The following is a 21399-nucleotide window of genomic DNA, read 5'->3' as shown; positions in this document are numbered from 1 at the left end:
GCCTTCAGCCGGTGATGGTGTCGGCGGTCTGGTCCAGGTCGAATTCGCGGTGCAACGAGCGCACGGCGAGCTCCATGTACTTCTCGTCGATCACCACCGAGGTCTTGATCTCCGAGGTCGAAATCATCTGGATGTTGATGCCCTCGGTGCTGAGGCACTTGAACATACGGCTGGCCACGCCGACGTGGCTGCGCATGCCGATGCCCACGATGCTCACCTTGCAGATGCGCGCATCACCCACCACCTCCGCAGCGCCCAGCGTGGGCACGACCTTGGCCTTGAGCAGGTCCATGGTTTTCTGGAAATCGTTGCGGTGCACCGTGAAGCTGAAGTCGGTCTTGCCGTCCTTGCTCAGGTTCTGGATGATCACATCGACTTCGATGTTCGCATCGGCCACCGCACCCAGGATCTGGTAGGCGATACCGGGGGTGTCGGGCACGCCGAGCACGGAGATCTTGGCTTCGTCGCGGTTGAACGCAATGCCTGAGACGACGGCTTGTTCCATGGTTTCGTTTTCCTCAAAAGTGATCAGGGTGCCGGAGGCGGCTTCAATGTTCAGGTCGATGTCCCAGGGCGTGAAGCTGGAGAGCACGCGCAGGGGCACCTTGTACTTGCCGGCGAATTCCACCGAACGGATCTGCAGCACCTTGCTGCCCATGCTGGCCATCTCCAGCATCTCTTCGAAGCTCACGCGCTCCAGGCGGCGCGCTTGCGGCACCACGCGCGGGTCGGTGGTGTAGACGCCGTCCACGTCGGTGTAGATCAGGCACTCGGCGGCCTTGAGGGCTGCGGCCACGGCCACGGCCGAGGTGTCGCTGCCGCCACGGCCCAGCGTGGTGATGTGACCTTCCGGGTCCACGCCCTGGAAGCCGGTGACGATGACGACCTTGCCGGCGTTCAAATCGGCCCGGATGCGCACGTCGTCGATCGACTCGATGCGGGCCTTGGTGAACGCGCTGTTGGTCTTGATCGGTACTTGCCAGCCGGCATAGCTCACCGACTCCATTCCTTCGGCCTGCAGCGCAATGGCCAGCAATGCCGAAGACGCCTGCTCGCCGGTGGAGGCCAGCATGTCGAGTTCGCGGCTGTAGGCGGTGGTGGCCTTGCTCGGCGCGAGCTCTTTCGCCAGGCCGAGCAGGCGGTTGGTCTCGCCGCTCATGGCGCTGGGCACGACCACCAGCTGGTGGCCCGCACGGTGCCACTTGGCCACGCGTTTGGCCACATTGCGGATGCGCTCGGTCGACCCCATGGAGGTGCCGCCGTACTTGTGAACTATCAAGGCCATCGGGTTGGATTGGTTGGGTTGAACGCGCCGGCTGCGCCACCGGGCAAAGCCCGCAATTATAGGGCGGGGGTGTAGCGCAGGCACTCACCATCGCGCTCCACATGACCCGGACCCACTTTCAAGTGGATGCGGTGCCCGCGCGTGGTGCAGGCCTCGATCTGGTCGAGCAACTCGTCGAGTTGCGCGGTGGCCGCGGCCACGCCCGCGCTGCTGCGCAGCCAGTGGCGCAGGGCATTGGTCTGCCGATCGCGCGAAAGCGCTTGCAAGCGAACGATTTGAGGAGGCACACCGGTCTGGGCCAGGTCGAGGACAGCCAGCTCATCCAGCAGGCGCTGAGCCTGCGCGGCGTGGCGGGCGGTGCGAGCGAGCATGGGACGAAAGCCGGGGAAGCAGACTTCCCAGGCGGGCATGAGCACGGCCCGGATGCGGTTGCGGGTGAAACGGGTGTCGGCGTTGCTGGGGTCGTCCACGAAAGCGTGCCCTTCACTCAGCAGCCAGGTGCGCAACGCGCGGGCGGGCACGTCCAGCAGGGGCCGGCCGAAACACATGCCTGCGCGTTCAAATCGTTCCGGCATGGAGGCCAGGCCCGGCACACCCGCGCCGCGGCTCAGCGCCAGCAGCAGGGTTTCCGCCTGATCGTCGGCGTGTTGGCCAAGCAGCACGCAGCCAACGTCGGCGCCATGGGCCAGGCGGGCCAGCGCAGCGTAGCGGGCCAGGCGGGCCGCGTCTTCCGGGCTCTGCCCTGGCTCAGGTGAAGCCCGCACACGCTCCACCCGCAACTCGACGCCATGGCGTGCGCAGAACCGTCGTGCGTGGGATTCGAAGTCATCGGCCGCCGCCTGCAACCCGTGGTGCACGTGCAATGCCACCAACCGCCCAGGCCAGCGCTGCTGTGCGGCCAGCAAGAGTGCGGTGGAGTCGGCACCCGCACTGAAGGCCACCGCGACCTTCAGCGGCTGGGCCTCGAAGCGTTCGCACCACCGTGCCAACGCCTGCTCGCAGGGGTTGGCGGGTGCGGTGCTGCGGTTCACGTCAGCGCTTGTCGCTCTTGGCGTCGGCCTTGCTGTCGGCCTTGGTGTCGGTGAAGCGGCCGTAGCTGTTGAGGCGCGCATAGCGGCGGTCCACCAGCTCTTTGACCTTGAGGTCGGTCACCTGGCGCCATGCGTCGCCCAGCGCGCGCTTCAGGAAGGCCGCCATCTGCTTGTGGTCGCGGTGAGCGCCGCCCACCGGCTCGTTGACGATCTTGTCGACCAGACCCAGCGCCTTGAGGCGGTGCGCGGTGATGCCCAACGCGTCGGCCGCGTCGCTGGCGCGGTCGCTCGTTTTCCAGAGGATGGAGGCGCAACCTTCAGGGCTGATCACCGAGTACACCGAGTACTGCAGCATGAGCACCTGGTCGGCCACGGAGATGGCGAGCGCGCCGCCGGATCCGCCTTCGCCAATGATGGTGGAGATGATCGGCACTTCGAGCTGCGCCATCTCGAAGATGTTGCGTCCGATGGCTTCGGACTGGCCGCGCTCTTCGGCGTCGATGCCGGGGTAGGCGCCGGGCGTGTCCACAAAGGTGAAGACCGGCAGGCGGAATTTCTCAGCCAGCTTCATCAGGCGCAAAGCCTTGCGGTAACCCTCGGGCTTGGTCATGCCGAAGTTGCGCAGGCCACGCTCTTTCGTGTCGCGGCCCTTCTGGTGACCCAACACCATGCAGGGCTGGCCATTGAAGCGGGCCAGACCTCCCACGATGCTCAGATCGTCGGAAAAATGGCGGTCGCCGTGCAGTTCGACGAAGTGCGTGAAGATTTCGCGCACATAGTCCAGCGTGTAGGGCCGGTCGGCGTGGCGCGCGATCTTGGTGATCTGCCACGGCGTGAGGTTGCTGTAGATGTCTTTGGTGAGCTGCAGACTTTTGCCCGCGAGCTGTTCGATCTCTTCAGAGATGTCGACCGCGGACTCCGTCTGCACGTAACGCAGTTCCTCGATCTTGGTTTCGAGATCGGCAATGGGCTGCTCGAAATCGAGAAAGTTCTTTTTGGCCAAGGTGGACTCCTGTGGTCTTGTGGTGCGGGGCTCTGTGCCTGACGTTCGTCAGCTCACAGGGCCATGGCCCGACTGCTGCGGGCTCTGCTTCAACGACGTGTTCGGGATCAGTAGGCGACGGGGGCCGGATCGAGAGAGCGCCAAATATACCAAGTCGCCACGCTGCTGAAAGGTGCCCAGGAACTGGCCACTTCGCGAATGTCGCTGCGGCTCACCGGCTCGCCAGAAAAGTAACAACGGCTGATGCCGTTCTGCAGACCAATGTCGTCCAGCGGTAGTACGTTGGGCCGCATCAGGTGGAAAATGAGAAACATTTCGGCCGTCCAGCGGCCAATGCCGCGGATGGCCACCAGCTCGGCAATGATGGCCTCGTCGTCCATCTCCGCCCAGTCTTTCACGTGCACCTGGTTGTTCGCAAAGTGCAGCGCCAGGTCCACCAGGTATTCGACCTTGCGCGCCGACAAACCGGCCGCACGCATGTCGTCGACCTTGAGCTTGAGCACCTGCGCAGGCACCATTTTTTTGGGCAGCACGGCAAAGCGGTCCCAGACCGATTGCGCGGCCTTCACCGAAATCTGCTGTCCCACGATGCTGCGCGCGAGCGTGACGAACGCATCCCCGCGCGACTGCAGGCTCACGCCACCGTGCTGTGGAATGAGCTTCTTCATGACGCGGTCGCGCTTCATCAGGTGGCGGCAAGCCTCCATCCAGTAGTCGGGCGCGTCCGGCCCCACATCGGGCAACACAGAGGTGGCCATCAGGCACGTTCCCAGGTGGTGCCGGCGGGGCCGTCCTTGAGCACGATGCCCTGCTCCAGCAGGACCTTGCGAATGCGGTCGGCTTCGGCAAAGTCTTTGGCTTGTTTCGCGGCAGTGCGCTGAACGATCAAGGCACTAATCTCCTCCAGTGAAGGTCCCTGCGAAACTGTCGGTGCAAAGATCGCCGACTGATTCAACAGTAGCGGAGGCGAGAGCGTCTGCTGAAGAAAAGCTGGAGGGTCTTGCTGCAAAAGGCCCAGCGTGCCGCCGAGCGCTTTCAGCAAACCCGCGATTGCAGGGTCCTTGCTGCGATTGACTTCACCGGCCAGCTCGAACAGCACGGCCACCGCTTCGGGCGTGCCGAAGTCCTCGTCCATCGCGGCGCGGAATCGCTGCGCGTGCGGCTGGTCCCAGTCGATCGCAGTCACTGGCGCAGCCGGCACCAGCGACAAGGCGGTGTACAGCCGTTTGAGCGAGCCACGTGCGTCGTCCAGGTGCACGTCGCTGTAATTCAGTGCGCTGCGGTAGTGCGCGCGCAGGATGAAGAAGCGCACCGTCTCCGGGTCGTACTTGGCCAGTACCTCGCGGATGGTGAAGAAGTTGCCCAGGCTCTTGGACATCTTTTCGTTGTCCACGCGCACAAAGCCGTTGTGCACCCAGAAGCGGGCCAGCGGTTTCCCGGTGGCGCCTTCGCTCTGGGCGATCTCGTTTTCGTGGTGGGGAAACTGCAGGTCGGCGCCGCCCCCGTGGATGTCGAAGGTTTCGCCCAGCGTGGCGCAGCTCATGGCCGAGCACTCGATGTGCCAGCCCGGCCGGCCCGCACCGTAGGCACTGGCCCATTGCGCCTCGGCCGGCTCGTCGGGTTTGGCCGATTTCCAGAGCACGAAATCGAGCGGGTCGTTCTTGTCGCTGGCCACCGCCACCCGTTCGCCGGCGCGAAGGTCGTCCAGCGACTTGCCCGAGAGCTTGCCGTAGCCCTCGAACTTGCGCACGGCGTAGTTCACATCGCCGTTGTCGGCCTGGTAGGCCAGGCCCTTCTGTTGCAGGGTGTCGATCAGCGAGAGCATTTGCGGCACGTACTCGGTGGCGCGCGGCTCCAGGGTCGGTGGTTCGATGCCAAGCACGGCGATGTCCTGGTGCATGGCGGCGGTCATCTCATCGGTCAATGCGCGCAGCGTGATGCCGCGCTCGACCGCGCGCTTGATGATCTTGTCGTCGATGTCGGTGATGTTGCGCACGTAGGTGACGCGGTAACCGCTCACCTTGAGCCAGCGCTGCACCACGTCGAACGCCATCATCATGCGGGCGTGGCCGATGTGGCACAGGTCGTAGATCGTCATGCCGCAGACGTACATGCGCACATGACCGGGTTCGATCGGCTGGAAGTCTTCCAGGCGGCGCGTGAGCGTGTTGTGGATTTTCAGGGTCATGTCGGGAAGGCGGGCACGGAGACAGCGCAGCGAAACGGGGTGGGAAACCTGACGCGGCAGCTGATGCGGTCGGCCTGTGTCACACAGGCCACGCGGGGTGCAGCTGGCGGTCTGGATCGGCCATGGGAAACAGACCCCTCAGATACAATGCGCCAGTATATCCAGCCCGGTGCAGCGTGCCATGCAGCGCCGGGCCTTCGATCAACGTGTCGCTGGATGCAACCGCCTTGCGGCGGTCCAGGTTCGCTCTCCGAGGTCCCATGTCCCACCCTGTGAATCTTCCAACCACTTTGCGTGGTACCGCCTCTTCCGTGGCCCGCTCAGGCATGGCCTCGCGCCTGCGTCGCCTGGCGGTGGTGTTGGCCCTGGGTCTGGGCACATCGATGGCCTGGGCGCAGACCGAGGACTATGCCGAAGTCAACCGCCTGCTGCGCAGCGGCCAACTGGCCGAGGCCCTGGCCAAGGCCGATCAGTACCTGGTGGGCAAGGCGCGCGATCCGCAGATGCGCTTCCTCAGGGGCGTGATCCTCACCGAGAGCGGCAAGACGCAAGATGCGATTGCCACCTTCAGCAAGCTCACCGAAGACTACCCCGAGCTGCCGGAGCCTTACAACAACCTGGCCGTGCTCTATGCCGGTCAGAGCCAGTTCGACAAGGCGCGCGCTGCGCTCGAAATGGCGATCCGCACCAACCCCAGCTACGCCACCGCGCACGAAAACCTGGGCGATGTGTACGCCAAGCTGGCCAGCCAGGCCTACAGCAAGGCCCTGCAGCTCGACGGCACCAACCCCGCCGTGGCGCCCAAGCTCAGCCTGATCCGCAACCTGTTTGCAGCCGATGCCCGCCCGGGTGCCGCCGCGTCGGTGGCCGCCGCTTCGGCCACGGCCAAACCGGCCAGCCCGGCACCTGCGGCACCGGTGGCCGCTGCGACCAAGCCCGCCGTTCCCGCCGCAGCACCTGCTGCAGCACCCGTCGCGCCAGCCGGGGCGGCCGATGCCCAGCGCGAGGTGGAAGCCGCCGTGCGCACCTGGGCCGGGGCATGGTCGTCCAAAGACATGAGCGGCTACCTCGGCGCCTACGCCAGCAGCTTCGCGCCGCCCGGCGGCCAGGCTCGCAAGGCCTGGGAGGCTGACCGCCGCGCCCGCATCGAGCCGCGCGCCCGCATCGGGGTTGACGTGAGCAACCTGGAAGTCACCGTGGAAGGCGACAAGGCCACAGCCCGCTTCCGCCAGGACTACACCTCGGACACCCTGAACGTCACCAGTCGCAAGACGCTCGACATGGTCAAGAGCGGCAACCGCTGGCTGATCGTGCGCGAATCCACGGGCTCTTGATGGCCGGTCGGCGGATGGGTCAACGCGGACATGCCAGCGTGGCTGCGGGTCTGCAAGGTCAAGGCATGAGCCGGCGCACAGGCGGGGTGATCGCCGCCTTGGTGGCCGCCGTGCTCCTGGCCGTGGGGATCAACAGCGCTCGGCACGGTGACGGTCCAACCCGCGGTGCAAGCGAATCGCTCGACTCCACCGAGCCTTCCCTGCTCAACCAGGCCATGGCCCGTGTGCAGGAAGCCGCGCGCAGCCAGTTGCCCCCCAGCCCGTCGGGGTTGGAGAGCAACAGCCTCACCCCTGACCGTTTTGACGAGGTGAAACCCATGCTCGGCCAGGCCGAGGCGCGCCTGATCGCGATCTACCAGCTCATCAGCCAGGGTCAGCACCGCGAAGCGCTCGCGCTGGCCGACCAGCTGGTCACGGACCACCCCAACTTTCAGCTCGCGCACCTCGTGCACGGAGATCTGTTGAGCCTGCAAGCCCGACCCGTGCGCCAGCTGGGCGATGTGCCCGACACCAAGGCGCTGGTCGCCAGCCAGCAACTCGCCTCTCTGCGCGAAGAATCCCGCCGCCGCCTGCTGGCGCTCACCGAACGCCCGCCCGAGGGCAGCATCCCCAGCCAGTTCCTCACGCTGGCGCCGCAGAGCCGTCACGCCATCGCCATCGACGCATCGCGCTCGCGCCTGTACCTGTTCGAGAACCTCAACCCGGCGCGCTCGACCCAGAACGATGACCGGCAACCCAAACTCAAGCTGGTGGGCGATTTCTACATTTCGGTGGGCCTCTCGGGCATCGAGAAAGCGGTCGAGGGCGACAAGCGCACGCCGCTGGGCGTGTACTACATCACCAGCACGCTCAACCCGGCCGATCTGCCCGATCTGTACGGTGTGGGTGCCCTGCCCATCAACTACCCCAACCCGCTGGACGTGCAACGCGGCAAGACCGGCAGCGGCATCTGGCTGCACGGCACGCCCAGCGACCAGTTCGTGCGGGCACCGCAAGCGTCCGACGGTTGTGTGGTGCTGTCCAACCCCGACCTGGAGCGCCTGCTGCGCACGGTGCAGATCCGCACCACACCGGTGGTGATCGCACCCCAACTGCAGTGGGTGCAACCCGACACCTTGAGCGGCGACCGGGAACAATTCGAGAGCGTGCTCGAAGCCTGGCGCCGCAGCCGCAGCGACGGCAATCTGGCCGAACTCAAGGGGTTTTACTCCAGCCGCTTTTCGAACCAGGGCCGCGATCTGGCTCAATGGTGGCCCCGTGTGGAGAGCGAGCTGCGCAGCACCGGCCCGCGCGAGCTGGCGCTCAAGGACCTCTCGGTCCTGCGCTGGAACGACACCGACGACACCCGCGTCGTCACCTTCGGCGAAGTCGCCTCAGGCCAGACCCGCGGTGTGACCAAACGCCAATACTGGATCCGCGAGAACGATCGCTGGACCATCTTCTTCGAAGGAACCATCGGATGAACACCCACAACCCCAACCCGCTGCGCCGAGGCGTGCTGGCCGCGCTCACCGTGGCCGTGTCCCTGGCCTGGCTGCCGGCCGGGGCGCAGCAAGCCGCCCCCCGTGTGAAGCTCACCACCTCCATGGGCGACATCGTGCTGGAGCTCTATCCCGACAAGGCGCCCAAAACGGTCGAGAACTTCCTGCAGTACGTGAATGACAAGCACTACGACGGCACCGTGTTCCACCGCGTGATCAGCAACTTCATGGTGCAGGGCGGCGGCTTCGATGCGAGTTACAAACAAAAGCCGACCCGCGCACCCGTGGCCCACGAAGGCCAGGCGGCACTGCAGCGCGGTGGTCCGCGCAACACCGTCGGCACGGTGGCCATGGCGCGCACCAACGACCCCCAATCCGCTTCTTCCCAGTTCTTCATCAACGTCAAGGACAACGCGTTCCTGGACCCGACCATCATCCCGCCCGGCGACCCGGTGCCGCGTTTCGAGTACAACGGCCAGGTCTACGAAAACGTGCCGCGCGCCAACCTGGTCAACGCCGCGCAGCTCTACGGCTACACCGTGTTCGGCAAAGTGGTCTCGGGCATGGACGTGGTCAACAAGATCAAGGAAACGCCCACCGGCGCCGGCGGCCCGTTTCCCACCGACGTGCCCAAAACCCCCATCACCATCCTCAAAGCCACCCTGGAGAAATGACCATGGCCAACCCCCAAGTCGAATTGCACATCACCGGTCACGGTGTCATCACGATCGAACTCGACGCTGAAAAAGCGCCGCTGTCGGCCGCCAACTTTCTGGCCTATGTGAACAAGGGTCACTACAACAACACGGTGTTCCACCGCGTCATCCCCGGCTTCATGGTGCAAGGCGGCGGCTTCGAGCCCGGCATGACCCAGAAACCGACCGACGCGCCGATCGCCAACGAGGCCAACAACGGCCTGAAGAACGACACCTACACCCTGGCCATGGCGCGCACCAGCGACCCGCACTCGGCCACCGCGCAGTTCTTCATCAACGTGGCCAACAACGGCTTTCTGAACCACACCGCACCCAGCGCGCAAGGCTGGGGCTACGCCGTGTTCGGCAAGGTGATCTCGGGCGCGGAGATCGTGAAGAAGATCGAAGGCCTGCCCACCGGCCGCAAAGGTTTCCACGACGACGTCCCGAAGGACGACGTGGTGATCGAAAAAGCCGTCGCGCTGTGATCCCGGGGGCTTGGCCCCTGGCAGCCTTGCTTTGATGTCCGCCCCCTCCCCGCCTCCCTCCGTCGACCGCTTGGTCCAGCTGCGCGCACCCGCGCACTGGCAAGCGGTCGAATTCATTTCAGACCTGCACCTGCAGCCGGGCGAACCGAAGACCTTCGACGTGTGGCGCGCCTTTCTGCAGCGACCAGTGCCTGAACGGGCCGATGCCCTCTTCATCCTGGGCGATCTGTTCGAGGTGTGGGTGGGCGACGACGTGCTTGAAGCCAGCGCCTCCACCGACCAGGCCTTCTGGCGCGCTTGCGCCGAGGCGCTCAGACATTTCAGCGACAAGACCCCGGTCTATTTCATGGCCGGCAACCGCGACTTCCTGCTGGGCACGGAAGGGCTTCGGGTCTGTGGCATGCAAGGCCTGAGCGACCCGACCACCTTCGATTTTCTCGGCCAGCACTGGCTGCTCAGCCACGGCGACGCGCTGTGCCTGGCCGACACCGACTACATGCGCTTTCGTGCGCAGGTACGCCAGCCAGCGTGGCAGCGCGATTTCCTGGCGCGACCTTTGAGCGAACGCACGGCCATCGCCCGCGATCTGCGCGAACAGAGCGAAGCCCGCAAACGCAACACCGCCAACGACCCCAGCCTGTGGGCCGATGTGGACGCGGCGGCGGCGCGTGCCGCGCTCCAGGCCACCGGCGCCCACACCCTGATCCACGGCCACACGCACCGCCCCGCTGTCCATGCCCTGGGCGACGGCCTGCAGCGCGTGGTGCTCAGCGACTGGGATGCCGCCGCCCACCCACCGCGGGCGGAGGTGCTGCGGCTCGATGCCCAAGGCCTGCGCCGCGTCCCCTTGCCCTTGTCATGATCGATCTGCTGCAACGCCTGCTGCCGCGCTCGCTGCGCCAGCCCACACCGGTGCCCGACGCACTGTGGCACGCCACACTCGCCGCCCACCCGTTCTTGTCCGCGCTCGACGGTACCGAGCAAGAACGGCTTCGCCTGCTCTGCACCCACTTCCTGACCGAGAAAGAATTCCACGGTGCCAACGGGCTGGTGCTGACCGACGCCATGGCCCTGGCCATTGCCGCACAGGCCTGCTTGCCGCTGCTGCACATGCACGGCACCTCGGGTGAGGCGGTGCGCGACCCGCTCAAGCTGCTCGACTGGTACGGCGATTTCGTCGGGATCGTGGTGCAGCCCGGCGCCGTGGTGGCGCGGCGCAAGACCACCGACGGCGCGGGTGTGGTGCACCACTTTGACGAAGTGCTGGCGGGCGAAGCCATGGACCGCGGCCCGCTCATGCTGAGCTGGGAAGAAGTCGCCCACGCCAGCGTGGCGGCCGAAAGCGGCAGCAACGTCGTGATCCACGAGTTTGTGCACAAGATGGACATGCGCGGCATCTCGCTGGGCGAGCACCCCGACGGCGCACCGCCCTTGCCCAAAGGCTTCCTGGGCACTCGCGGCGCGTCGGAAGCGCGCCAGCTGTGGCGCGACACGATGCAAAGCGCCTTCGATGCGTTCCGCGAAGCGGTGGCGATGGCCGAGCGCTTCGGCGCCGAACGGCCTTGGCTCGACGACTACGCAGCCAAGGACCCCGCCGAATTTTTTGCCGTGACCTGCGAGGCGTACTTCGTGAACCGCGAACGTTTCACCCAGGAGTTTCCGGCGCTCGTGGCGCTGTACGACGGCTTCTTTCGAACAGCCTCGCGCGCCTGAGCCATTCGGAACACCGCGGAACCGGCTTTGCCGGGCCGCAGGCGTTGCCCCTTGGGGGGAGGCGCCGAAGGCGCTTCGGGGGGAAGCCGATGCTGCTCAACGCTTGAGCAACACCTTCAACACGGTTTGAAGCCGGCGCGCAGCCGAGGCATCAAACGCTGACGCCAGCACACCCGCCACATCGTCCACCCAGGTGTCAACCGGTGCTGCCGCATGGCGGCGCGTGAGCAACTGCAGCTGCAACATGCGTCGCTCGCTCAGGTGCTCAGCCGGCGTGGGCACTTCGGCCGCCATCTCCAGGCGCAGCAAGGTCTCACCCGGCAAGGCAGCGGCCGGTTTGGACAAGGCGGCCGACCAGGCGCTGCGGTTGGCCGCGTTCACGCGTGAACCCAGGGCTTGCACCGTCGGCATCTGCTCGGCGTCGCGCTGTTCCCAGGCGGTCATGAGTTGCGTGAGCACTTCACCGTGGGCTTGTGCGGCGAGCTTGCGCAGGCTGGCTTCGGCCGCCTCAATGGCCTGGCGCTGGGCGCGGAACGCTGCATCGCCCAGGCGTGGGCCGCGCTGCTCGCGCTCGTCGCGCCAAGGCGTTGCCGCACCCGGACCCCGCGCGTCGCGTGGACCACGCGATTCGGGGCGACCCGCACCACCGTCACGGCGTCCGTCGGGACGAGCACCACGCACATCGCGGCCGGCAGGCTCGGCCTTCTTCATGCCCGGACGGTCGTCACCGCGCATGGCCACCAGCTTCTTGGGCGGTGCAGCGGGTTTGGCGGGTGCCACTGGCTCGGCTGGGGCGGCCACGTCGGCCGCCTCGGCTTCGCTGGGTGCAACCGCTTCTTCAGTCGTTTCTGCGAGGGGCTCTTCCGACGCTGCGGCGGACTCGCTGGTCACGGCCTTTTCGGCCACAGCGGCGGCTCGGACCGGCTCAACCGCTGCCGGCCGGCCAGCCAACGCCGACTCCAGCTCCTGCATGGCCGCACGGATGCGCTGTGCGTCACCGCTGGCACTCGCCTGCTCCAGCGCACGAGACGCGTCGAGCACCCGCTGGTCGTGCGCGTTGAGCGAGGTGGCGGCCTTCTCGCGCTCGGTGGTCTTGCGGTTGAAGGCTTCGTCGATGGGCTGGCGGAACGCCTCCCACAACTTCTGCTCGTGCTTGCGCTCCAGCGGCACCGCATGGGCTTCGGCCTGCCAGCGCTGTTGCAGCGCTTTGACCGCGTCGATGCGCAGCATGGGCGCAGCCCCCAGTGCGGTGGCTTCTTCGATCAAGGCCTTGCGGCGCGCTGTGCTCTCGGCCTGTGCCGTCTCAAGACCGGCGTGGGCCGCGTGCATGGCGTCTTTCCACTGCGGCTGCATTTCGGCAAACGCTTTCTCGCTCATGTGACCGGCTTCGCGCCAGCGCTCGGAGAACGTGTGCAGCGCGCGCACCTGGGCTTTCCAGTCGGTGTTGCCGGTGTGCGCTTCGGTCCAGGCCTTGAGCTCGGCAATGATGGCCAGGCGCTGGGTCTTGTGCGCGTCGGCTTGCTGGCGCACCTGCACCAGCCAGGCTTCGACCAGCTTGTGGGCTTCGGTGCAGGCTTCGTCAAAACGCTTCCACAGCGCGTGGTTGGGCTGGCCGCCCTGGTCGGTGGTTTTCCACTGGTCGCGCAGGCCGCGCAGGGTTTCCTGCATCTTGCGGCCACCCAGTCGCTGGCCTTCGGGGGCTTGCAGCAAGGCTTCGGCCTTGGCCACGAGTTCTTCGCGCAACTGGTCGGCACGCCAGCGCTGCCAGCCTTCGAGCTCACCCGCCTGGCTCAAGGCAGCGTGGGCGCGCGCATCGAGCGCAGCACTGACGAAGCGACCGTTGGCCTTGAGGATCGCGCGCACGTCAGCGGCCGCCTTGGGTGTGGCCTTGCCATGGCCTTCGGCCAGTTCACGTTCCAGCACATCGAGTGCGTTGCCGAGTTCGGTGGTCACGCGGGCACGACGCTCCTGTTGCGCCTGCGTGTCCACAGCGGGCTTCTCGGCCACGGGGGCGGCTTCGCCACCGCGCGCCACGCGCAGCTCGTCGGCCCACACGGGCACAGCGGGCAGCGGGGCCTGTGCGTCGACGTCGGCCGCCACGGCCTGAGCCAAAGCGGCTTCGAAGGCGTCCCACACCAGTTGCAGCTGCTTGCGCGAAGCGTCGAGCATGGGCGGGAACTTCACGTCCACGCTGGCCCATTGCGGGTCTTGTGCCAGACCGCTGGCCTGCGCCTGCCAATGGGCCACGTCGGTCTGCAGCGTCTGGGCACTGTGCTGGGCTTCGCGCCAGGGTTTGGTGGAGAGCACTTCGATGCGCTGCGCGATCAACACCGCGGCTTCGCGCTCCACCTGCACCCGGTGCTGCAGGTCTTCGATCGACTTGACGCGCTCGGCCAGCGACTGGCGCAGCGTGGCCAGCGGCTCACGCGACAGCGGCGCACCGGCACGGGCCGCGTCGCGCTGCCAGGCCAGGGCGTCGGCCAGGTTCAGGCGCGAGTGGTCCAGCAGGGCCTGTGCCTTCTGCGCCCACTCCACGGCCATCTGCTCCTGCGTCTTCATGCGCTTTTGCTCGTCGAGCTTTTCCTTCAGCGGTTTGGCCGCACCGCGGTCGCGGTTGGACAGCTCCTTGTAGACCTCGTTCATCTGCTCCAGGCCCGGCTCGGTGGCCAGCCACTCGCGGATGCGCGCAGCGCGTTCGCCCGAGGTGGGCGCGGAGAACGCGCCACCGGTCACGGCGTCCAGGGGATGGGCCGCGTTGGCGGACTTGGAAGGGGTGGGCGTGTTCACGGCAGTGGGAGAAGCTTGAGGGGAAGAAGACTTGCGCAGGGAAAACAGCGACATGGAAACGTCAGTACGATCAGGACAGGGGCCGCGCCAGAGCGGTGCGGCAAACGCGTATTGTCGCCGCTGTTCGCCCGCGCGGCACCGCCCGTGCTTGATGGGGTCTTGGCGGGGGGAGGGATCAGCGCGGCGCCAGCCGCAGTTCGGCTTGCGGACGCCAGTCTTCGCCCTGGCGAACCAGCTGCGGTGCACCAAGGAACATGCGGTCTTCGGGCAGCGAACGGCTGGCCAGAAAGTCCTTCACCGCCTGGCCGCGCGCCACCGCCAGATCGCGCAAGGCGTCGGGCGTGACCGGGATCGAGGCCAGCAGCAAGGCTTCCATCTCGGCCTGCGGGATGTCCTTGGCGATGCCGATCAGGTTGCGCGGCTTGGGGATGTCGGCGCGGCGGTAGACCTCCTTGAGCAGCGCGGGGTATTCCTCGGCCGATACAGCGAGCCTGTCGGGGATGGCTTTGCCATCACGCGCCAGGGCACGGCGCTTCTCGGCCAGCACACGTTCGTCGAGACGGCTTCGCTGGTAGCCGCTGCGCTCGGCCTCCAGGTCGCTGTGTCCCACCACGGTGATCTGCAGCGCAGGCCGATCGGCCAGCGCCTGGGCCACCGACGCCAGGCGCTGCTGGTTGTCAGCCGCCAGCACCGCGCTCCCCGGCGCAAACACCACCTGACTGGGCGCCTCGGCGCCACCACCGAACGCACTGGCGATCAGCGAGAACGGCGCGGTGATGGCCTTGCCGATGAGGTTGACGATGAGCTTGAAGATGATGGGCGCCAGGCGGAACTGGGGGTCGTTGATGGAGCCGCTCACCGGCAGGTTGATGTCGATCACGCCATTGCGGTCGGCCAGCAGCGCCACCGCCAGCTTCACCGGCAGGTTGGGCGCTTCGCTGCCGGCCACGCGCTCGCCAAAGCTGAGCTGGTTGAGCACGATCTGGTTGCTGGCAACGAGCTGGCCGTCGGGATCGATCTTGTAGGCCACGTCCACGCTGAGCTTGCCGCGCTCGATGCCGTAGCCGGCGTACTTCACGGTGTAGGGAGAGAGCGGCGGCAGCTCCAGGTTGCGCACGCGGCCTTTGATGTCGAGCGCCAGCGGTTGCGCCAGCGGGTTGAGCTGGCCGTCGATCTCGAGCGCGGCCGTGCCCTCGGCGCGCCCGCGCAAGGACAAGGCCGCCAGCTCGGGCGCGGCGCCCGCGGGCCTAGCGTTGGAGAAAGCGCCCAGGCTGCCGGTGAGCTCGCTCAGGTTGGCGGTGTAGTTGGGTTTGATGAAACGGTCGGAGAAGCGCACACGGCCGTTCACCAGGCTGATCGGGCCCAGGCGGATGTCGGGCGCGGGGCCGCTGCTGGTCACCACGGCCGGCGCGGGAGCGGGATCGGCAGCAGGCGCCGCACCGGGCTGTTTCACCAGGCCTTGCAGGTTGATTTTGCCGGCCTCGTCGATGATCACCCGGGCAAAGTAGTCGCTGAGCACGGTCTCGCGCACCGCCACCGTGGTGGCTTGGCCTGGGGTCAAGGCGAGTTGCAGGCCGCGCACCTGGAGCGATTTCCAGGCCAGCAGGTCTTCGGCAGGCGACAAGGTGTTGGCGCTCAGATCGTCCAGCGCTGCGTCGCCCTGCAGGCTGAGCGCGAGCGCACCCCCCGGCAGGCCCAGTTGAATCCGGCCGCGGTAGCTCGCGTCGGCGCGCAGCAATTCCAGGTTGAGCCGGTCGGCAAAGTACGGCTCCAGCGCGTGCGCCGGCAGCCGCTCGATCTGGGCACGGGCGTCCAGCCGCAAGCCCGCGCCGCCCGGTGCGCCGGGTGCCGGCAACCGCAAGGCGCCCACGAGCGCCATCTGGCCGGGCGCGACCTGGCTGGCAGCGCCAGCGCCCACGCGCGCCTTGACCGACCAGGCCATGTCTTTCTGCTCAGCCTCCATCGGCCGAAGGCCCTTGAGGTTCAGTTGCAGCTGGGTGATGGCCAGTGTGACGGGCTGGCCAGGCACGCGGTCCACGAAGCCGATCGAGCCGTCCGTGAGTTGCAGGGCCTCCAACCCCACGCGCCACGGCGCTGATGCTGCAGTTGAAGCCGTTGTTGGCGCGGCCACCAGCCAGGGCTCAAACATCCAGGCGCCGTCGGCCTCGCGTTGCACCCGCATCTGGGGTTGGGTGAGGGTCAGGTTGCCCATGTCGGCGCTTCGCTGGACCAGATCCACGCGCAGGTCTTCCACCAGCAAGCGCTTCAAACTGGCGAGCGGCTGCCGGGGCGGTCCGAGTTTGAGTTCGTTCACGTCGACACGGGCGGACAGCAATTGCAGCGCCATGGGCCGGTCGCCCTGCGCGGCCTGCCATTCGAGCCGACCGCCGGCGTTGAGCTTGCCTGCCAGGGCAGGTTTGAGCGCGCTACTTATATAAGGAGCGAAACGCTCCAAGGGAATGTCGCCCAGCGACAGCTCGGCTTGCGCAGCCGTGTCGGTGGCTGTCCCTCGGATGCCGATCACTGTCTGGTCGAGCTGGGCCGACCCTTCGAAAGGCATGGGCGCACGCACCGGCCAGCTCACACCGCGGGTCTGCACGCGCAACGCCGACACCAGCATGTCGGCGGCCGGCTTGACGGCATCGTCGCGCCATTGAAGGACGCCACCGTCCAGATCGAACCGGGCCAGCCGGATGTCCCATGGCGCGGCTTGGGCAGCAGGGGCCTGAGTGGCGACCGGATTTTCAGCTGCCGCAGGAACGAATCCCCCGGCCAGACGGGCCAGGTTGAGTTGCCCCTGGGCGTCGCGCGACAGGCTCAGGCGTGGCGCCTTCAGCTCGATGGAGGCCAGATCGATCCGCCGCGCCAGCGGCTCCACGCGGTTGAGCGTCACGCCCAGGCGCTCCCACGACAACACGGCGGCCCCGCCCTCCACCAGTTTCAACCCCGACATCGCCACATCGCCCGAGACCCAGACCTGTGGCACGTCGCGCTGCGCAAAGTCCAACTTCAAGTCCAGGTGCAGCACGCCAGCCTCGGGTTTGACCGGCCAGGCCGCTGGCCAATAAGGAAAGTACGGCGACAGATCAAGCGCCGGGATGCGCAGGCGGGCGTCGGTTTCGCGATCGACGGCGAAAGGGGTGGTGGCAGCACGCGAATCAAAGGCGCTGCCGTTGAGTTCGAAGGCCAGGCGCGGCTCGGTTACCACCTCGCGGCGCGATTCCAGGTTGCTGAGGAACGGAATGCTCAGCGTGAGGCCCTGCAGGCGGTGGGTGGCGCCCACCGGTTCGTCCACCAGCGTGAATTCACCGCCTTGCAGGTCGATGTTGAAGATGGCAAACCGCGCCGGCTCGGTCGCGGGTGCTGACGGCGGGACCCTCAGACGAGCCACGATGTCGTCCACGTCGTAACGCCCGCCACCCAGGTGCCTCACGGCAACGCGTGGCTGTTCGATCTTCAAGACGTCGATCACCGGCGCCCAGCGCAAGATCGACTGCAATTCGGCATTCACATGCACCCGCGCCACCGACAACTGCTCGGCATCTCCCCGCGCGCTGGCGACGCGCAATCCCTCGATGGTCAAGGCCAGCGACCACGGTCGAAACTCCACCTTCTCCACTGTCAGGCTGCGACCCAACGCCTGACTGGCCTGCTTTTGCAGCTGCCATTTCAGGAGTGCCGGTACTGCAAGCCAGGCGATCAGCCAGAGCGACAACAGACCCACAACGGACCAGACGATGCGTCGGACCCAGGGACGGGCGAAAGGCAGGGGGCGGCTGTGGCTCATGGGCGCAGGAGAGGGATGGACAGGCTTGGCGCCAGTGTCTCCGAACTCTTGCCCGGCAGCACGGGGTTCGATACAGAGCCCCAGAAACAAGAAACCCCGACAAACGAGGTTTGCCGGGGTCGACGGCGGGCTTGATGCTCATGCCGTCATTTTTGGCGGAGGGAGTTTGATGTCTCTCCAGCCTGGAAGCAACAGATTGCTCCCGTTGGGGGCCGTCATGCGGTGACACCGCTGGGTCGGCTGATATCGGTCCTCAAGACCGACCTGTGAAGGTTACTCCCCTGGTCTGCGCGGAGCAAGACGGGTCGGCCAGATCGGCCATGAAGCTTTTCAATGGCGCTCTCCAAGCCCATTCGGGGAGTCCGAAACCGGGTTTTGCGACGTGAAAGGTGGGCGCGAACCGACAAACGGCAAATAGGTGGCCGCCCGGCTGCAAGCCCTGCAAACACTGGCTTTCTCGCTAGCGAAGCGCTTGAGCGGTGAATTGAAACCGGATGTTTATAACCAAAAGTGCCTTTAAACAATGTTCTAAACATTGACTGGGTATTTATAAGTCCATACCATCCGCGCACTTTGCCCCATCTGGGGTTAACCCGACCGCGGCCTCACAGGCCAGGTCGATCGCCAAACCCATTTGCAAGGCCTTCGACAGCGACCAAACTGGGCCAAGCCGAACCTCACGGCCGAAGCCACGAACGGAGCGACACCATGACCACCTTCACTGCGCCACACAAGAACACCTCAGGTGTCGTGGCATCCATCAAGACCACGCTGATTGACACCTACCGTGGATTCCTCGACATCACGCACAACAGCGTGGCCCTGCTGGGCACCCTGTTCGCAGTGGGCCTGATCGTGCTGAGCGCACGCGGTGACCTGCGCCAGAGCGCCGAGCAACAGCTGCTCGGCTGGCTGCTGCAGCGCCAGGAGGCCGCCATGGACACGCCCCTGATCGCGGTGGAGCCCACCGCCATCGACCGTGTGACCGCCGCGGATCCGGGCGATCTGCCCAAGCAGCAAGCCAACGTCACGTTCTGGCTCAGCCGCAAGTACCGCGTCGCCCCGGAGCCGCTGGGCGCGCTGGTGGCCGAGGCCTTCGAGATCGGCGAAAAAGCCAAGCTCGACCCCACCCTGATCCTGGCCGTCATGGCCATCGAGTCGCGCTTCAACCCGTTCGCCCAGAGCCCTGTAGGCGCGCAAGGTTTGATGCAGGTGCTGACCCGCGTGCACACCGACAAATACGAAGACTTCGGTGGCCAGCTGGCCGCTTTTGACCCGGTGTCCAACCTGCGCGTGGGCGTTCGCGTGTTGCAGGACTGCATCAAGCGCGCTGGCTCGGTGGAAGGCGGCCTGCGCCTGTACGTGGGCGCGGTCACCACCGACGGCGGCTGGTACATCGACAAGGTGATGGCCGAGCACATGCGCATTCAGAGCGTGGCGCTGGGCAAACCTTTGCAGCGCTATGTGCCACCTGCGCGCACCGTCAACGTGGTCGCACCGGCTGCGCCAGCGCCCGTGGTGGCGCCTGGTACCGAAATCGAAGCCGGCCCCGCCGCACCGGCGGCCACACCGGCACCCGCTCCCCTGGCGCAGTCCTGAGCGGGCGCAGGCCGGTGCAGCCGACGCACCGGCCTTTGCGAGCGTGGCCAGCCGAGGCCATGGCCCTCGGCTAAACTCGCCGGGTACGCAACTGGCGATAGGCGCGCAACCTCCGAAGAGCATTCGAGAGGGCTGCCGCTGACGTGGCCCCCCTGCCCGATCATTCCAACCACCGATCTGCGGCCGGGACAACCACTGGGAAGCGTGCCACCCCGGCTGATGCAGCATGGGTGTTCAGCCGTTCGCCTGGGCAGCCCTTGTCAATGCGCAAGGATTCACCTCTAGAAGGACTGCCATGTTCGACCGCAACATTCTCATCGAGCAAACCGACCCCGAGCTGTATGCTGCCATCCAGGCCGAAAACACCCGCCAGGAACACCACATCGAGCTGATCGCCAGCGAGAACTACGCATCGCCCGCCGTGATGGCGGCCCAGGGCACCCAGCTCACCAACAAGTACGCCGAGGGCTACCCTGGAAAGCGCTACTACGGTGGCTGCGAGTTTGTCGACATCGCCGAGCAACTGGCCATCGACCGCGTCAAACAGATCTTTGGTGCCGACGCTGCCAACGTGCAGCCGCACTGCGGCGCATCGGCCAACGAGGCCGTGTTCCTCGCCTTCCTCAAGCCGGGCGACACCATCATGGGCATGAGCCTGGCCGAAGGCGGCCACCTCACCCACGGCATGGCGCTCAACATGAGCGGCAAGTGGTTCAACGTTGTCTCTTACGGTCTCAACGACAAGGAAGAGATCGATTACGACGCCATGGAGCGAAAGGCCCACGAAACCAAGCCCAAGCTGATCATCGCGGGGGCATCGGCCTACAGTCTGCGCATCGACTTCGAGCGCTTTGCCAAAGTGGCCAAAGATGTCGGCGCGATCTTCCTGGTCGACATGGCGCACTACGCTGGCCTGATCGCAGCGGGTGTTTATCCGAATCCGGTTCCCCATGCCGACGTCGTCACATCCACCACCCACAAGAGCCTTCGTGGGCCGCGGGGCGGCATCATTCTGATGAAGGCACAGCACGAAAAGGCCATCAACAGCGCCATCTTCCCTGGTCTGCAGGGCGGCCCGCTGATGCACGTGATCGCGGCCAAGGCGGTCGCATTCAAGGAAGCACTGGCGCCTGAGTTCAAGCTTTACCAGCAACAAGTGTTGACAAACGCGCGCATCGTCGCGGAAACCTTGACATCGCGTGGCTTGCGTATCGTCAGCGGGCGAACCGAAAGTCACGTGATGTTGGTCGACCTGCGAGCCAAAGGCATCACTGGCAAGGAAGCCGAAGCGGTGCTGGGCAGCGCACACATGACGATCAACAAGAACGCCATTCCGAACGATCCAGAAAAGCCGATGGTCACCAGCGGCGTGCGCATCGGCACACCGGCCATGACGACCCGCGGCTTCAAGGACGAAGAAGCCCGCGCGACGGCCCACCTGATCGCCGATGTGCTCGACAACCCGCGCGACGCGGCCAACATCGAAACGGTTCGCGCCAAAGTCAATGCACTGACCGCGCGCTTCCCCGTCTACCGTTGATCCCCTGAGCCCGGCCCGATGAAATGTCCGTTTTGCGGCCACCTCGAAACTCAGGTGGTGGAAACCCGAGTGTCGGAAGACGCGGATTTCATACGGCGCCGGCGTCAGTGCGGTCAGTGCGAAAAGCGTTTCACCACCTACGAGCGGCCCGAGGTCAGCTTCCCCGCAGTGGTGAAAAAAGACGGTCGCCGGGTGGACTACGCACCCGACAAACTGCGCGCCTCATTTGCCCTGGCACTGCGCAAACGCCCGGTGAGCACTGAGCAGGTGGACGCGGCCATTGAGCGCATCGAAGAAAAGCTGCTCAACCTGGGCAACAGGGAAGTGGCAGCCAACCGATTGGGCGAAATGGTGATGCGGGAGCTCAAAAAGCTCGACAAGGTGGCCTACGTGCGCTTTGCGAGCGTCTACCGCAGTTTCGAAGACATCGACGAATTTCGCGCGCTGGTGGATGAGGTTCGGCGCTGA

16 protein-coding genes and 1 riboswitch are annotated in these 21399 nt (G+C 66.1%); of the genes, 9 read left to right on the top strand and 7 right to left on the bottom strand.

Annotated features, from left to right (window positions below):
• Positions 1 to 4: 4 nt before the first annotated feature.
• The 5 genes from Q1W68_RS09355 to cysS all read right to left on the bottom strand — a co-directional run bounded on the left by Q1W68_RS09355 (position 5) and on the right by cysS (position 5507).
• On the bottom strand, positions 5 to 1285 hold the full coding sequence (locus tag Q1W68_RS09355) for an aspartate kinase (protein ID WP_300716357.1): 1281 nt from the start codon (positions 1283 to 1285) through the stop codon (positions 5 to 7).
• Positions 1286 to 1341: 56 nt separating this feature from the next.
• On the bottom strand, positions 1342 to 2274 hold the full coding sequence (gene tilS / locus Q1W68_RS09350) for a tRNA lysidine(34) synthetase TilS (RefSeq protein ID WP_300651583.1): 933 nt from the start codon (positions 2272 to 2274) through the stop codon (positions 1342 to 1344).
• Positions 2275 to 2317: 43 nt separating this feature from the next.
• Positions 2318 to 3319, bottom strand: a complete 1002-nt coding sequence (locus Q1W68_RS09345; RefSeq protein WP_300651585.1) for an acetyl-CoA carboxylase carboxyltransferase subunit alpha — start codon at positions 3317 to 3319, stop codon at positions 2318 to 2320.
• Between the two features lie 107 nt (positions 3320 to 3426).
• On the bottom strand, positions 3427 to 4077 hold the full coding sequence (locus Q1W68_RS09340; protein ID WP_300661190.1) for a DNA-3-methyladenine glycosylase 2 family protein: 651 nt from the start codon (positions 4075 to 4077) through the stop codon (positions 3427 to 3429).
• Positions 4077 to 5507, bottom strand: coding sequence for a cysteine--tRNA ligase (gene cysS / locus Q1W68_RS09335; protein ID WP_300661193.1), 1431 nt, complete (start codon positions 5505 to 5507; stop codon positions 4077 to 4079). The genes Q1W68_RS09340 and cysS overlap by 1 nt, the downstream gene beginning before the upstream one ends.
• 326 nt (positions 5508 to 5833) lie before the next feature.
• On the opposite strand from cysS, the gene Q1W68_RS09330 reads away from it, so the two are divergent.
• From Q1W68_RS09330 to Q1W68_RS09305, 6 genes are all read left to right on the top strand, one after another.
• Complete coding sequence (locus Q1W68_RS09330; protein ID WP_300716354.1) at positions 5834 to 6841, top strand: tetratricopeptide repeat protein; 1008 nt, start codon at positions 5834 to 5836, stop codon at positions 6839 to 6841.
• 65 nt (positions 6842 to 6906) lie between these two features.
• A complete protein-coding gene (locus Q1W68_RS09325) occupies positions 6907 to 8304 on the top strand; it encodes a L,D-transpeptidase (RefSeq protein WP_300649944.1) in 1398 nt (465 codons plus the stop codon).
• Positions 8301 to 8996, top strand: coding sequence for a peptidylprolyl isomerase (locus Q1W68_RS09320; RefSeq protein WP_300649942.1), 696 nt, complete (start codon positions 8301 to 8303; stop codon positions 8994 to 8996). The genes Q1W68_RS09325 and Q1W68_RS09320 overlap by 4 nt, the downstream gene beginning before the upstream one ends.
• A gap of 2 nt (positions 8997 to 8998) precedes the next feature.
• Positions 8999 to 9505, top strand: a complete 507-nt coding sequence (locus Q1W68_RS09315; RefSeq protein WP_300716350.1) for a peptidylprolyl isomerase — start codon at positions 8999 to 9001, stop codon at positions 9503 to 9505.
• Positions 9506 to 9539: 34 nt separating this feature from the next.
• Complete coding sequence (locus Q1W68_RS09310; protein WP_300716347.1) at positions 9540 to 10367, top strand: UDP-2,3-diacylglucosamine diphosphatase; 828 nt, start codon at positions 9540 to 9542, stop codon at positions 10365 to 10367.
• The gene (locus Q1W68_RS09305) at positions 10364 to 11218 is read left to right on the top strand and encodes a M90 family metallopeptidase (protein ID WP_300655230.1); all 855 of its coding nucleotides are present in this window, start codon (positions 10364 to 10366) and stop codon (positions 11216 to 11218) included. Before Q1W68_RS09310 ends, Q1W68_RS09305 begins: the two co-directional genes overlap by 4 nt.
• 96 nt (positions 11219 to 11314) lie before the next feature.
• On the opposite strand, the gene Q1W68_RS09300 is transcribed toward Q1W68_RS09305, so the two are convergent.
• Both Q1W68_RS09300 and Q1W68_RS09295 read right to left on the bottom strand, forming a co-directional pair.
• The gene (locus Q1W68_RS09300) at positions 11315 to 14059 is read right to left on the bottom strand and encodes a DUF349 domain-containing protein (RefSeq protein ID WP_300661202.1); all 2745 of its coding nucleotides are present in this window, start codon (positions 14057 to 14059) and stop codon (positions 11315 to 11317) included.
• A gap of 121 nt (positions 14060 to 14180) precedes the next feature.
• Positions 14181 to 17792: a DUF748 domain-containing protein gene (locus tag Q1W68_RS09295; protein WP_300716344.1), complete on the bottom strand. Its 3612-nt coding sequence runs from the start codon at positions 17790 to 17792 to the stop codon at positions 14181 to 14183.
• A 708-nt stretch (positions 17793 to 18500) separates the two neighbouring features.
• Here Q1W68_RS09295 and Q1W68_RS09290 point away from each other — a divergent pair.
• The 3 genes from Q1W68_RS09290 (at position 18501) to nrdR (ending at position 21399) form a co-directional block, all read left to right on the top strand.
• A complete protein-coding gene (locus Q1W68_RS09290; protein WP_300716341.1) occupies positions 18501 to 19391 on the top strand; it encodes a lytic transglycosylase domain-containing protein in 891 nt (296 codons plus the stop codon).
• Positions 19392 to 19468: 77 nt separating this feature from the next.
• Positions 19469 to 19650, top strand: a riboswitch (ZMP/ZTP riboswitch).
• A gap of 36 nt (positions 19651 to 19686) precedes the next feature.
• Entirely contained in the window at positions 19687 to 20931 is a 1245-nt protein-coding gene (gene glyA, locus Q1W68_RS09285) for a serine hydroxymethyltransferase (protein WP_300716339.1), read from the top strand.
• A gap of 18 nt (positions 20932 to 20949) precedes the next feature.
• Positions 20950 to 21399, top strand: a complete 450-nt coding sequence (gene nrdR / locus Q1W68_RS09280; protein ID WP_300651783.1) for a transcriptional regulator NrdR — start codon at positions 20950 to 20952, stop codon at positions 21397 to 21399.

Origin of the sequence: Hydrogenophaga sp. (assembly GCF_030158645.1) — a bacterium.
GTDB lineage: Bacteria > Pseudomonadota > Gammaproteobacteria > Burkholderiales > Burkholderiaceae_C > Hydrogenophaga.
The sequence above is the reverse complement of the archived record's forward strand: the minus strand, read 5'-3'. Positions and strand labels throughout refer to the sequence as shown.

Bases quoted from the DNA above. Each gene is read 5' to 3' on its own strand.
- Q1W68_RS09330 (WP_300716354.1), top strand. From the start codon at position 5,834: ATGGCCTCGCGCCTGCGTCGCCTGGCGGTGGTGTTGGCCCTGGGTCTG.
- Q1W68_RS09300 (WP_300661202.1), bottom strand. From the start codon at position 14,059: ATGTCGCTGTTTTCCCTGCGCAAGTCTTCTTCCCCTCAAGCTTCTCCC.
- Q1W68_RS09295 (WP_300716344.1), bottom strand. From the start codon at position 17,792: ATGAGCCACAGCCGCCCCCTGCCTTTCGCCCGTCCCTGGGTCCGACGC.
- Q1W68_RS09310 (WP_300716347.1), top strand. From the start codon at position 9,540: ATGTCCGCCCCCTCCCCGCCTCCCTCCGTCGACCGCTTGGTCCAGCTG.
- Q1W68_RS09340 (WP_300661190.1), bottom strand. From the start codon at position 4,077: ATGGCCACCTCTGTGTTGCCCGATGTGGGGCCGGACGCGCCCGACTAC.
- Q1W68_RS09355 (WP_300716357.1), bottom strand. From the start codon at position 1,285: ATGGCCTTGATAGTTCACAAGTACGGCGGCACCTCCATGGGGTCGACC.
- Q1W68_RS09320 (WP_300649942.1), top strand. From the start codon at position 8,301: ATGAACACCCACAACCCCAACCCGCTGCGCCGAGGCGTGCTGGCCGCG.
- nrdR (WP_300651783.1), top strand. From the start codon at position 20,950: ATGAAATGTCCGTTTTGCGGCCACCTCGAAACTCAGGTGGTGGAAACC.
- cysS (WP_300661193.1), bottom strand. From the start codon at position 5,507: ATGACCCTGAAAATCCACAACACGCTCACGCGCCGCCTGGAAGACTTC.
- Q1W68_RS09325 (WP_300649944.1), top strand. From the start codon at position 6,907: ATGAGCCGGCGCACAGGCGGGGTGATCGCCGCCTTGGTGGCCGCCGTG.
- glyA (WP_300716339.1), top strand. From the start codon at position 19,687: ATGTTCGACCGCAACATTCTCATCGAGCAAACCGACCCCGAGCTGTAT.
- Q1W68_RS09290 (WP_300716341.1), top strand. From the start codon at position 18,501: ATGACCACCTTCACTGCGCCACACAAGAACACCTCAGGTGTCGTGGCA.
- Q1W68_RS09315 (WP_300716350.1), top strand. From the start codon at position 8,999: ATGGCCAACCCCCAAGTCGAATTGCACATCACCGGTCACGGTGTCATC.
- Q1W68_RS09305 (WP_300655230.1), top strand. From the start codon at position 10,364: ATGATCGATCTGCTGCAACGCCTGCTGCCGCGCTCGCTGCGCCAGCCC.